We start from the raw sequence: 12,589 nt of genomic DNA, 5'->3' as shown, positions 1-12,589 counted from the left end.
GTATGTCGATATGTCGCGAGAGTGGCGAGGGTGACGCGCAGTGATTTGATCTGACGAGAGTGCCGACCAGGCGCATCAGCTGTCTTGCCGTGCCCTCCGGTGGTCAGCGATCGGCCGACAGCGGTCAGTTGAAGGTGATGACCGACCGCCCGCCGGAGTCGCCCTTGGCCATGGCGCTGAGCACCGTGTTGGCATCGCGCAGGTCGATCGGGGTGAGCTCGGGCAGGATGCCGTGCGCCGCCGAGAACGCGAGGGTGTCGCGCGTGTCGTGCGGGGAGCCGGACGGGTTGGCCATGACGTGCAGCCGGTTGAGGGCCATTGGCTCGGTGGGCAAGCTCAGCGGCTCGGGGCCGTACCCGCACAGCACGAGCGTGCCGTCGGGCGCGAGGCCGGTGAGCGTCGCCGCGGCGGCCGAGGTGGACGGTGAGGAGTTGAGGATCAGGTCCGCACCGCCGTCCCAGGCCCTGAGCGCCTCGGCCGGGTCGGAGTCCTCGGTGGCGATGAACCGCTCGGCGCCCATCTCCCTGGCTGCTGCTTCGCGCCGGTTCGACCGGCTGATGACGGCCACGCGGGCTCCCATGGCGACGGCGTAGCGGACCGCGAGCGCGCCGACACCGCCCGCGCCGACGATCGCGACCCGTGAGGTGGGGGTGATCCCGGCCTGGCGGAGGCTGTTGAACGCGGTGAGCCCCGCGCACATCAGCGGGGCCGCGGCGACCGGGTCTAGCCCGTCCGGCAGCGGGATGACGAAGTCGGCCTTGAGGACGGCGTATTCGGCGTAGCCGCCGTCCATGACGATCCCCGTGAAGCGTTTCTGGCGGCAGAGGATCTGTTCGCCACGTACGCAGTAGTCGCAATGGCGGCAGGAGTCGCCGAGGATCTGGGTGCCCACGGAAGTGCCGACCTCCGGCCACGACACGCCGGGACCGGTAGCGGCCACCACCCCGGTGATCTCGTGGCCGGGGACCACCGGGAAACGGGCGATCGGCCAGTGGCCCTGGAGTACGTCCAGGTCCGTATAGCAGACTCCGCACGCTGTGATCTTGACCAGGACCTCGCCAGGGCCTGGTTCGGGCACCTCGCGTTCGGTGAATGCGAGCGGCTCATCGATCGCGGTAGCAACGGCAGTAAGCAATGCCTGGACCTCAATTCGGTTGCATGTAGTGATGACCTCGATCCGGGAAACCCATGTGGATCGACGATCTGAGAGGACGAGGAGTTACCTCGTCACCGCTCGTCCCCCCGCCACGCCACGCTCGAGTGGATCCCTGCGTTCGGGTCGGCCGGCTTGGCCGCTCGCGGGACGACGTTCATCTTGGTGTAGAAGGTGTGACCCGGCATTCGGCCGAGCGGGCGCAATCCGCCGGGTCCGTGGCGTCAGGGTGGAAACGTCGTACCCGGTCACCCGTTCCTCGCTCGACACGTTGACCACCTCTCCTACGCAATGCTGACAAAACGGTCCGCGTCACATCCGTCGTGCGCCCGGTGAGCGTTCAGGTTTGCTCCGGCTGTGCGGCGTTACCCAGACCCCCGCTCTGCCTACGTCGCACGTGACTACCACCGGCAGGGACAGGCTGGCGGGCGGCGACCAAGGAATTGCCGGCGCAATAGTGGAGGGCATGGCTACCCACCTCGACCCCGGCACCGACCAGGCGGCCGTGTCGTGCCCTGGCTCGAGACCAGGCCATGAGCGCCACCTCGACCCGCGCACCGAGCTGAGCGAGTTCCTGCGCACCCGCAGGGCCCGGTTGAAGCCGGCCGACCTGGGGCTCGCCGAGCACGGCCGTCGGCGCCGGGTGCAGGGCCTGAGGCGTGAGGAGTTGGCGCACCTCGCAGGGGTCTCCGTGGCGTATTACACGCGCCTCGAGCAGGGCAACGCCCGCAACGTCTCGGTCGAGGTGCTGGACGCGATCTCCGGTGCGCTCAAGCTCTCCGACGCGGAGCACGCCCACCTGCTGCACCTCGCCAAGCCGAAGCAGCGCAAGCGCAGGCCCGCACCGCAGCGCCAGCAGGTGCGGCCCGCGCTGCTGGAACTGCTGACGGCGATCGAGGGCGTACCCGCGTACGTGTGGGGCCGCCGCTCCGATGTGCTGGCGTGGAACCGCATGGCTTCCGCGGTGTTCGGCGACTGGGCGGCGCGTGCCCCGCAGGATCGGAACTGGGCCAGGATCGCGTTCCTCGACCCGGTGGCCCGGCGGCTCTTCGCCGACTGGGGGTCCAAGGCCTCCGACGTGGTGGGGCACCTGAGGCTGGACGCAGGCCAGCACGTCGACGATCCTCTGCTCGCGGAGCTGATCGGGGAGCTCTGCATGAAGAGCGATGACTTCCGGACCATGTGGACTGCCCACGACGTCAAGAGGAAATCGCACGGCAGCATGCGGTTGATGCACCCGGTGGCGGGTGAGCTGACGTTGCGCTACGAGACCTTCACGCTCCCCGGTGACGAAGAGCAGTCGCTGGCGGTCTACCACGCCGAGCCTGGTTCGCCGTCGGAAGAAGCGCTGCGCCTGCTGGAGGGATGAGGCGGACGCCTCGCGGGACCGGTCGGCTGCCGCGCGGGAGTGAGCCCGGACAGTGTGGGGTCAGGCTCAGTCGCACTGGCCGCAGAGTGTGGCGGTGACATGGTGGAGGCGGCGTCCGGGGCTCGCCGACGGTCAGCGCTGCGGATGGGTATCACGAAGCCACCGGCCGTCGCGTTCGTGAGTCGCGTGGAGGCCATGGTGGGTGGGGCACCCGAGAGCGTCGACGGTTCAGCGAACGGGGCAGACAGGTTCACCCATCGCATCGTCGATGGCGTAGCGATCACGCAGTGCGATCCGCCGGGAACACGTCGCGCTCCGATGCTCCTGGTCCACGGTGGATGCCACGGTGCGTGGCAGTGGGAACCCTGGCTGCCCTGGCTTGCCCGTTCCGGGCGCACCGTGATGGCCATCGACTGGTTCTCCCACGGCATGTCACGCCGACTCGAGCATGACGAGTGGGTGCACCGAGGCATTCTCGATGTTCAGACCGAGATCGGCGTCGGCGTGGATCAGGCTCCCGGACGTCCGGTCCTGATCGGTCACAGCATGGGTGGTTTGGCGTCGCTGGCGTACGCGATCAGTCACCCGGGGCGCATCGCGGCTCTGGTGCTGCTCAGTCCGGTGGTGCCGGCCCGATTCAGCGGAGCCCCGATCGAGGTCCCGGTCGACCGCGAGGGCCTCTGGCCCGTCCCGCCGCCGGAGATCGCCCGGCAGCTCTGGTTCGAGACGGCTCCCGAGGCCCACCTCGCCGCGATCTACAGCCGGCTCCAGCCGGAGTCGTCCCAGGCGGTGTGGGAGGCCACCCGCTGGACGACCGGACTCGCCGTCGACGCTCTCGACGTGCCCGTACTGGTGGTAGTCGGCGCCCGCGACCAGCTCACCCCGCCGGACGTCGTCGCCGGCCTCGCCGAGGGCATCGGAGCCGCGTTCATCACCCTCGATGGCGTCGGCCACGGCGTCGTCTTCGACCCGGGCTGGCCGGCACTGTGCGAGCGCATCGACGGCTGGCTCACGGCCGTCGAGGAGCCCGGCACGGAAAGCTGATCACGAAGTATCGGTAGAGCTGGATGCGGGGTAACGATCGTCGCGGCGCGGCGACCTGCTCCCGGCCGCCGTTCACGACTGTCCCGTGGTTTTCACGAGATTCTTCCGCCGGGAATCGTGGATACGCACCTATGGCCGGGGAGGTCGCTCACCCACCCTGTAGTCATGACTGGCTGCTGCCCGCGCTGATGCCGACTGTTTCCCCGGCCACCGAACGGCGGACACGTCGAACGCCGCCCGCAGCGGACGGGTACGACCGAATTGGTGGATTCCACGGGACGGCGCACGGAGGCGAGTTGGTCTGGGCCAATTCGCGTGAACCTTCGGGCGCACCCGCCGGCGCTGGACACCGCGCCGTTCTGAGGCATATCGGACGGCGGTCAACGGCCATCCACGACATGGAATACGCCGCTCGCGCTCGGCGACCGGCTGCGAGTGAGAACAGGAGAGAGGCCCTGATGACGGGAACACCCCAGAGAGCACTGAGTTTCTTCGCCGGTGGTGCTGATTTCGCGACACTGTCGGAGATCGTCGATGTGGCGCGTGCCGGGCTGGCGTCCGACGTGCGCGACTTCCTCGACGGGGGCGCCGGGCAGGAGGTGACGTTGGGGCGCAACCGGGATGCGTTCGGACGCTGGGCCTACCGTCCGCGGGTCATGACCGGGCTGGGCGTGCCGGACACGGCCACGTCCTTTCTCGGCATCGGACTGGGGATTCCGGTGCTGACCGCGCCGTTCGGCGCGGATGGGCTGTTTCATCCCGAAGGGCACTGTGCAGTGGCTCGGGCGAATGCGGCCGAGGGCGCGGTCAGCATCGTGCCCGAGGGAGGTACTCACGCGATCGAGACGGTCGCGGCGGCCGCGCCGGTGGCCGCCCGGATCGCCCAGCTGCACCCCATGGGCGACCCCGCGAACTTCGCTGCGATGTTGCGCCGGATCGAGGACGCCGGCTACGACGCGGTGTGTGTGACCGTCGACTGCCCGACCGCTGGTTGGCGTGAGGGCAACCGCCGTAACAGGTTCGATCCGGACCCGGCCGTCATCAGCGGTAACTATCCCGCTGGGGGCCCCGTCGCGTTGGAGGAGGTTTTCGGGCAGCTGTTCACTCGCACCGAGCCGGTGTGGACGTGGGCGCAGCTCGGTGAGCGGATGACGGTGACGCGGCTGCCGTGGATGGCCAAGGGTGTCCTGACCGCTGAATCCGCGTCGGCGGCGGTGGACGCCGGTGCGTCCGCGGTTCTGGTGTCCAACCACGGCGGACGCCAGCTCGATGGGACGCCCGCAGCGTTGGACCAGCTGCCTGAGATCGTTGCGGCGGTCGGTGGCCGTGCACAGATCGCTCTCGACAGCGGTGTCCGTTCGGGCAGCGACGTGGTCACCGCGCTGTCCCTTGGCGCCGACGCCGTCGTGATCGGCCGGCTCGCGGCCTACGGGCTTGCGGCGGCAGGCGAGGCCGGGGTCCGGCGCGTCCACCAGCTCGTGCGCGAAGAGATGCAGACGATCCTCACCCTGCTGGGAGTCGGCAGCGTGCGTGATCTCGGCCCGGAGTTCCTGCAGAAGGTCCGGCCGTGATCGTCCGTCTGCCCGGGCAGCTGCCCGCGATCTCCGGGGCCGTGGTGCACGCCGACGTGATCTACACGGCCGGGATCGTCGCCCCTTCGGTGCTCACCGGCGCCCCGACGGGGATCGCCGAACAGGCGGCCGAGGTCCTCGACCTGCTCGACGACGTGCTCCATCAGGCAGGCGGCGAACTCGCCTCGGCGCTGCGCGTGGAGGCCTACCTCGCCGATCCCGCCGACATGCAGGTATGGAACGCCGCCTTCACCGCGAAGTGGCCGGCGGCACCGCCCGCCCGCACCACCGTCGCCCTGACGCTGGCGGCACCGGGCGCGCTCATCGAGGTGCAGGCCATCGCCGCCGTGACGCACGCGCCGAGCGGCGGATGAGTTTCTGCGACGACTGCCGCGAAACCGCCCACGGACACACCGCCTGACTTCTTTGTGATCGCCGGCCGACGGACGGGATAGCGTTCGCCCTGATCGAGCCCGCCTGTCCAGCCGGGCCTGAGCCGGGCGAGCTGCGCGAGGCGACGGGCACGTCGGCCGCGCTCGTGATCGCGCAGCCCGCCAGTTCAGATGCTGCGATTGCCACGTTCGTGCCGGCCGCGACGGCGCGGCCGCCGGCGTCTGGGTGCGCCGCGGTGATCGACACACGCCTCGGCGCCCACCCCAGCACGGTTCTCGTCCGACGAGATCGACGGCAGGCGACGTCACCACCATCGAGGCCACGACCGCTCCGCCTCTGACATCGGCGCCTGCGGAACTCGACCCAGCACGACCGAGTCGGCCGCAGGCATTTAGTGTCCTCTCGAACCCGACAACACGGGCGTGCGTCCGGTGACGGGCGTCAGGCGCGAGGTCGTCCCAACGCGGCGTCGGTGGCGGAGGCCCCATTGACTCTTCGAACATGTCGAGCGGCGCACCGACATCGTCGGGGCAGGAATGTCAGGCGGTCGCAGCGGAGCTACGCTCAGTTGCGGTGTGCTGGGGAGGTTGGTCGGTGATGGTTCGTCGACGACCTCGAGAGGGCCCTGATGAGCGCACCCGGCCGGCCTGGACATCCCCTCCTCGCGCATGGGAGCCGGGGTGAGGACCGGCGTGATCGAGCCCTGCTCGACATCTTCGGCCGGACCACGACCGTCCCTGTTGTGCCTTGCGTCCACGTCATCGGCTGGATCTCGGGCCGATTCAAACCCGCCGGACAACTCAACTGAGCCGCTCGGACCCGACGCCGGCATGCATTCGGAATAAGGACACCTTGGACGAGAACCAGAGGGTCAGCGCGCACGCCGTCGGTGACCAGGATGAGTCGACTCGGACGTCGGCCGTCTCCGTCGACGAGGCACGCGATCACACAGCGCGTCGGCGCTGGCGCGTGCCCAGTTTCGAGTTGAACGCCGTCGCGCTGATGTCGGCGACCGCGATCACCGGTGTCGTCGGGTTGGCGTTCTGGGCAGTCGCGGCGCGCCTGCCGCCCGCGGAAGTCGGGCGCGCGTCGGCCGTCCTGTCCACCGCCACGATGCTGTCGCAGTTGTCCAGCTCCAACATGGGCGTCCTGTTCGGCCGCGTCCTCGCCGCCGCAGGCGTGAAGTCACGCCGTCTGGTCCTCGGCGGGTATGGCATCGCGATCGCCTTGAGTCTTGTCCTCGGTGCCGTATTCGTGCTCATCATCCCCAACCACCTCCTGGCCGGGACCGTCGAGAAACTCACGTTTCCGCTGCTCGTGGCGCTTTTCTCGCTGTTCGCGCTACAAGACTGGGTGTTGACCGGCATACGCAAGGCGGTCTGGATACCCGTCGAGCAGTTGTTCTTTGCGATCGCCAAGCTCGGCCTGCTGGTGCTTTTCTCCGTCTGGGCGCTGCATAACGGCATCGTCCTGGCGTGGATGCTGCCGTGTCTGCTCGCCGTGCTGGTCGTGAACGCGGTGCTGCTGGGGCGGACGCTCCCGCGCCGCAGAGAGCCCGTGGCGGCGGACATGCCTGATCGCCGTGGCCTTGCCAGGATCTTCCTGGCGGAGTACGCAACAGGCGCGGTGATGTACGTGGTGCCGCTCACCCTCCCGCTCCTGGTGGTGGCGGTCCTCGGAACCGAGGCCAACGCCTACTACGCGGTGCCGTGGCTCATCGGCGAGTCGCTCGGTCTCCTGATCTACAACATCAGTTCGTCGTACCTGGTCGAGGCGGCACACGACAAGCGTCGCATCGCCGCGTTGATGGCCCGGACGATCCGGTTGATCGCTCTGGTCGCCGTGCCCGGCGTCGCCGTGGTGGTGATCGCCGCGCCCTGGATCCTCTCCATCATGGGACCCGAGTACGCCGACCAGGGATCGACCGTCCTGCGCTTGATGGTCGTGGCGGTCCTCTTCAGCACGGTTTCCACCCTGTATGTGGCGATCTGTCGGATCCAGTTGCAGATGGCCCGGGTGGTCGTCATCGAAGCGATGATTGCGGTGCTCGTCATCGCCCTCGCGGTCGCGTTCATACGCCCGCTGGGCATCGCCGGCGTCGGTCTGGGCTACCTGGTCGCGGAACTGATCGTCGCCGTGGCGACGATTCGGCCATTGGTCCGATTCCTGCGAGCGAACGGTTTCTCGTTCCGCCAAAGGTGATCGCTGGTACAAGTCCTTCCCTTCAGGCGCCGAGGGCAGCAAGGTCCATCTGTCGTGGTTCGCCAGAGTCGGCGTGCGATGGATCCGAACCCGGACAGATGCCCCAGATGGGGACTAATCGACGTCGGGTCGCTACGGTGGGTAGGCACCAGACGATGCGGCGAGATCGAGGGAGCTTCACATGAGGGCGACAGGCTGTGCTGTCCGCCACAGATGTCCGCGACGAGGTTCTCGACGCGTGACGTGGCCCGTCTGCACGGTTGTGTCGGGGTCGTAGTGCTCGAGGTAAGTCGGCTGTCCTCTCGTGAAGCCGTGGAGAAGATCCGCGAGGAGTGGACCGAGCTTCAAGACCGCAGCGAAAGCGTCAACCCGTTCGTCGGGCCGGAGTGGACGATCCACTGGATGCGATCCCTCATGCCCCGAACCGACGAGGCGTGGATCCTGACCGTCCGCGATGCCGGGCGGCTCGTCGGTGTCGCGCCGATGCATCTGCGCACGTACCGGCTCGGGATCCGCAGGCTGCAGATGATCGGAACCGGCTCGCCGTGGGTGGGTCCGTTCGAGGCGCCTGCCGTGCTCGCCGCGCAGCCGCAGGGCCGCCAAGTGGCACGTGCGCTGATCGAATACCTCGCCACGCAGCAACGGGCATGGCATCTGGTCACGGTCGCGCTGGGGGAGAGCGGCGATTGGCTCGAGCCGGGATGGCTCACCGCGCCGGACTTCACGGTGGTCGCTTACAAGACCACCCCCTTCGTCGTCCTCCCCCTTCCCCTTGCACCGCGCGGACCCTCCGAGGGGAGGCGCAACCTCAAGGAGGCTGTCCGGCGGGCACGCAACCGGCTCACGAAGCGATTCGGGGCGGACGGCTGGCAGGTCGAGGGCATCACCGAACCCGACGCGATCCGGTCCGCCTCGGAGGAGCTCTTCGCGTTGCACCGGGCCCGATCGGAGTTCAGGGCCCGCGGCGACGAGCACGGCGACGTGCTCGCTGATCCTCGTGTGCGCGCCTACGTCCTCGACGTGATCGCCGATCTCGCCCAACGCCGCCGAGTCACCGTCTACCGGCTCGTGGCCGAGGGGCAAACGCTGGCTGCCCAACTCGTGCTCAACACGGGCACGGCCGCGTTCATCTCGCTCTCGGGGTTCCGCTCCGATGCCTGGGATTACTCCCCGACCAACTACCTGCAATGGATCGCGGTCACCGAAGCGGCGGAGCGTGGCATCTCCGAGGTCAACTTCTCCTCGTGGCCCACTCAGGCCAAGCTGCGCTGGAGCCGCCTCGTTCGGTCCACTCCGGAGTTCGTCGTGATCGGACCCAGCCGGTTCGCAAAGCTGGTGGCGGCGCCCGCGTTCCTCACGGCGTCCGCAATGACCGGCTATCGGCGCGAACTGGGCGTGGCCACCGTCCGCCAATTGTTCAAGCGCGTGGAACGCACCCGATCCGCAGACCGTCCCGCCTCGTGAGGCCACACGTCTGGCTTGCGATCGTCACCGCGTAGTGGGGGTCGGCGTTGCGGGAGGTGCCACCGGTATCCCTGGATAGACTTGATCGAGCACTTTCAGCAGCAGCGCGTTCGCCGTGTGCTCACCGTCGAGCGACACGGTCAAATTCGTCCATATCACGAGCGTCACCTTGTTGTCGGGGTCGTAGCCGATGAAGGAGTTGAACCCGGGTAGCTCGCCACCGTGGAAGTACATGGAACCGTTCGGCGCGAAGCGCTGCTGCGAGATGCCGTACCCGTACTGCTGGCCGTCCGGTTTGGCTGGGTCCTCGGGTTGCACGCTGTCGAGCCACTGCCGCTGGAAATCGGTATTGAACACCCGTCCTTCGACCAGCGCCCGGATCCAGGTGGCGAGGTCCGTGGCGGTGGCGACGGCGCCTCCCGCGGCCGAGGCGTAGGACGTGTTCTGGTTGGTGTAGTCGGTGGGCTGGAGCGTTCCGGCTCTGGCGGCGGCCTGCATGTCAGGCGGGTAGGGGGCGTCTACCAGGGCGAACGCGGATCCGCCGTACATATAGCCGTGGGAGTAAGGATCAGGGATCGAGGTGGAGTCGATCGCCGGCAGCATGATCCGTTGCAGGCCCTGTGGAGCGAACAATCGGTCCTGGAGGATTGTGGCCAAGGGTTTGCCGTCGATCTTCTCGGCAACCAGGCCGAGCAACGCGTAATTGGTGTTGTTGTAGGCGTATTCGGCGCCGGGTGGGAAATCTGGCGGGCGCTGGAATGCGATGGCCAATACTTCCTGTGGCGTCCAGACCCTCGTCGGGTCGGCATCGAGAGCGGCGGAAAGCTCGGGCGCGTCCGTGTAGTTGTACAGGCCGCTGCGCATCGTCAGCAGTTGGGCGAGGGTGATGTTCTCACCGTTGGGCACGTCCGGAACGTATCGCGACACCGGATCGGTGAACTGGAGCTTGCCTTCCTGTGCCATCAGCACGATGGCCGCCGCGGTCATCGTCTTGGTGTTCGAGGCGATCCGGAACCAGGTGTCAGCGCTGGGCGGCGACTCGGCGCCCTGCAGCGTGGTGCCGGAGACGGTGGTGAAATCGCCCTGGGGGGTCCGGAGCACGACCACGGCGCCGGGAATCAAGAGCTCCTTGACGGTTGCATCGACGGCGGCCTGAAGCGCGGCCGGGTCGATCGTCTTGAGCACGGACGGGCCTGCCGGTCCGGTGGCGGTGGGAGCGGACCCGGTGGACTCCGGCGTGGAGTTCGCCGCGCAGCCCGCGGTCACCAACAGGACTACGCAGACGGCGAGCCGCATGAGCCGGCCAGGTCGGCGTCGTCGCCGGGATCGTCCAAGGCCCGTCTGCATTTCATTCTCCTGTCGATCGACAGAGAAATCCATCCTGATCTTCAGCCGGTCCGGATTGGTGAATCGGCCATGATGGAGCAATCCCGGCATCGAAGGTTCCGCCGACCGGGGGTGAGCAACAGACTTTCATGCGCCAGATAGGTGAATCACATCCGTGGCCCTCGGCGAACTGCTCGTGCAACGGCCAGGGCGTACGTGGTCGGTGTTCGGATCTTGCGGTGCAGCGATCGCTACTGGTCAGGGGCTGCGGCGGACGGAAGGTGCCGGCGCCGCTGGGTCGGCACCGCGCCGAGCAAGCGGATTCTCCTTGAATGACACCAGTCATTGAGCGTTCCGTGCCTGCCGAATTAGCGTCGATGAAGCAGGTCTGTTTTCAGTGCCGCCACGGGCGCCTGACCGGCCGGATACCACAAACCGAAGGAGCGCTCAGGTGACATCCGCGGTAGATAGCTGTGAGTACGTCGTCGTGGGCGGCGGCACGGCGGGTTGCGTGATCGCATCGCGGCTGTCGCAGGGTGATGGGACACGGGTGCTGCTGGTGGAGGCGGGCGGTGAGCAGCAGGTCGCCGCGATCTCGGTGCCGGCCGCGTGGCCAGGATTGGTGCAGAGCCCCTTGAGCTGGGGAGACTTCACCGTGCAGCAGGCCGCCACCGGCACGACGGTCATGCTGCCGCGCGGGCGCGGGCTCGGTGGATCGTCGGCGATCAACGCGATGAACTTCATTCGAGGCCACCACACCAGTTACGACGCCTGGACCTCGGCCGGGGCGAAGGGCTGGGGGTTCGACGATCTGCTGCCGTACTTCAAGCGCAGCGAGAACGTCGTGGGCGGTGACCCGGATCTGCGTGGCCTCGACGGCCCGCTGACCGTGGCACCGGCGAACCCGGGGAACCCGGTGGTGGCGGCGCTCCTCGACGCGGCCGAGCAGACCGGATACCGGCGGGCCACGGACATCAGTGGCGGGCTGGAGGAGGGTTTCGGCTGGTCGGACCTGAACGTCGTGGGCGGTATCCGCCAGGACGCGTTTGCTGCCTACCTCTCTCCGGTGATCGAGCGGACCAATCTGGACGTGGTGACGAATGCTCTCGTCCACCGGTTGCGGATCGAGCACGGTCGATGCACCGGGATCGACTACAGCGTTGCCGGGGAGCTGGTCTCGGTCGCCTGCACCGGCGAGGTGGTCCTGACCGCCGGCACCATCGGCTCGGCGCAACTGCTGATGCTCTCGGGTATCGGCCCGGCCGGGCAGCTGCGGCGAGTCGGGGTGGACGTGCAACTGGACCTGCCCGGAGTCGGCGAGAACATGCACGACCACCCGATCGCCAACGTCGTCTACCGGGCGGCCCGACCGGTCCCGGCCGCCCGCTTCAACCACGGCGAGGCCATCGGCCTGCTGCGCAGCGGGCCTTGGGTGACCGCTCCTGACCTGCAGTTCGTGTTTCTCGACGCCCCCGGACACATCCCGTCCGCCGACGCGCCCGAGCAGGGCTACACCATCGGCGTCTCGGCGATCACCCCGCGCAGCCGCGGCACGGTGCGCCTGGCCGGCGCCGAGCCGGGCCGGGCGCCGTTGATCGACCCGAACTACGTCGCCGACGACCACGACATGGCCACCATGGTCGCCGGGCTGCGGCTGGCTCGGGAGATAGGCCGCGCGCCCGCGCTCGACCCCTGGCGCGACGCCGAGGTGGTGCCTTGCCTGGACGACGACGAGGGCCTGCGCAGTTACGTCCGCCAGACGCTCGCTTCCTACTCACATCCTGTGGGCACCTGCCGGATCGGCGTCGACGCCACCTCCGTCGTCGACCTGGAGCTGCGGGTACACGGCATCGAGGGCCTGCGGGTGGCCGATGGCTCGGTGATCCCCGCGATTCCTTCGGCCAACACCAACGCCACGGTCTACGCCATCGCCGAGCGAGCCGCTGATCTCATCCTGCACAGCTCGCATTCCCACTGACGGGCGTATACGCGGGTCGCGCGTCACTTCACCCGCCGCGGGTGATGAGCTGGGCCACCGGCCGGTCAACGCTGGTTCGAGTGATCGAC

Annotated in this window: 9 protein-coding genes; 7 read left to right on the top strand and 2 right to left on the bottom strand. The window is 68.3% G+C overall.

Going from position 1 to position 12,589, the window contains the following annotated elements:
• Window positions 1-124: 124 nt before the first annotated feature.
• Window positions 125-1,078 (bottom strand): alcohol dehydrogenase catalytic domain-containing protein, encoded by a 954-nt coding sequence (locus ACQPZQ_RS43045; RefSeq protein ID WP_433290218.1) that lies wholly within the window; start codon window positions 1,076-1,078, stop codon window positions 125-127.
• A gap of 541 nt (window positions 1,079-1,619) precedes the next feature.
• On the opposite strand from ACQPZQ_RS43045, the gene ACQPZQ_RS43040 reads away from it, so the two are divergent.
• The 6 genes from ACQPZQ_RS43040 to ACQPZQ_RS43015 all read left to right on the top strand — a co-directional run bounded on the left by ACQPZQ_RS43040 (window position 1,620) and on the right by ACQPZQ_RS43015 (window position 9,196).
• Complete coding sequence (locus ACQPZQ_RS43040; RefSeq protein ID WP_433290217.1) at window positions 1,620-2,522, top strand: helix-turn-helix domain-containing protein; 903 nt, start codon at window positions 1,620-1,622, stop codon at window positions 2,520-2,522.
• A gap of 99 nt (window positions 2,523-2,621) precedes the next feature.
• On the top strand, window positions 2,622-3,566 hold the full coding sequence (locus ACQPZQ_RS43035; protein WP_433290216.1) for an alpha/beta hydrolase: 945 nt from the start codon (window positions 2,622-2,624) through the stop codon (window positions 3,564-3,566).
• A gap of 458 nt (window positions 3,567-4,024) precedes the next feature.
• A complete protein-coding gene (locus tag ACQPZQ_RS43030; RefSeq protein WP_433290215.1) occupies window positions 4,025-5,137 on the top strand; it encodes an alpha-hydroxy acid oxidase in 1,113 nt (370 codons plus the stop codon).
• A complete protein-coding gene (locus tag ACQPZQ_RS43025; protein WP_433290214.1) occupies window positions 5,134-5,511 on the top strand; it encodes a RidA family protein in 378 nt (125 codons plus the stop codon). Before ACQPZQ_RS43030 ends, ACQPZQ_RS43025 begins: the two co-directional genes overlap by 4 nt.
• Before the next feature lie 1,003 nt (window positions 5,512-6,514).
• A complete protein-coding gene (locus ACQPZQ_RS43020; protein ID WP_433290213.1) occupies window positions 6,515-7,732 on the top strand; it encodes a lipopolysaccharide biosynthesis protein in 1,218 nt (405 codons plus the stop codon).
• Between the two features lie 312 nt (window positions 7,733-8,044).
• The gene (locus ACQPZQ_RS43015; RefSeq protein WP_433290212.1) at window positions 8,045-9,196 is read left to right on the top strand and encodes a GNAT family N-acetyltransferase; all 1,152 of its coding nucleotides are present in this window, start codon (window positions 8,045-8,047) and stop codon (window positions 9,194-9,196) included.
• A 24-nt stretch (window positions 9,197-9,220) separates the two neighbouring features.
• Here ACQPZQ_RS43015 and ACQPZQ_RS43010 read toward each other — a convergent pair whose 3' ends face one another.
• Entirely contained in the window at window positions 9,221-10,633 is a 1,413-nt protein-coding gene (locus ACQPZQ_RS43010) for a serine hydrolase domain-containing protein (protein WP_433290211.1), read from the bottom strand.
• A 340-nt stretch (window positions 10,634-10,973) separates the two neighbouring features.
• Here ACQPZQ_RS43010 and ACQPZQ_RS43005 point away from each other — a divergent pair, with 340 nt between their 5' ends.
• Complete coding sequence (locus ACQPZQ_RS43005; protein WP_433290210.1) at window positions 10,974-12,500, top strand: GMC family oxidoreductase; 1,527 nt, start codon at window positions 10,974-10,976, stop codon at window positions 12,498-12,500.
• The last annotated feature ends 89 nt before the right edge of the window (window positions 12,501-12,589 follow it).

The organism is Pseudonocardia sp. CA-142604 (assembly GCF_050948475.1).
Classification (GTDB): domain Bacteria; phylum Actinomycetota; class Actinomycetes; order Mycobacteriales; family Pseudonocardiaceae; genus Pseudonocardia; species Pseudonocardia alaniniphila.
The sequence above is the reverse complement of the archived record's forward strand: the minus strand, read 5'-3'. Positions and strand labels throughout refer to the sequence as shown.

Coding starts and splice junctions, on each gene's coding strand:
- ACQPZQ_RS43040 (WP_433290217.1), top strand. CDS start 1,620: ATGGCTACCCACCTCGACCCCGGCACCGACCAGGCGGCCGTGTCGTGC.
- ACQPZQ_RS43035 (WP_433290216.1), top strand. CDS start 2,622: ATGGTGGAGGCGGCGTCCGGGGCTCGCCGACGGTCAGCGCTGCGGATG.
- ACQPZQ_RS43030 (WP_433290215.1), top strand. CDS start 4,025: ATGACGGGAACACCCCAGAGAGCACTGAGTTTCTTCGCCGGTGGTGCT.
- ACQPZQ_RS43010 (WP_433290211.1), bottom strand. CDS start 10,633: ATGCCGGGATTGCTCCATCATGGCCGATTCACCAATCCGGACCGGCTG.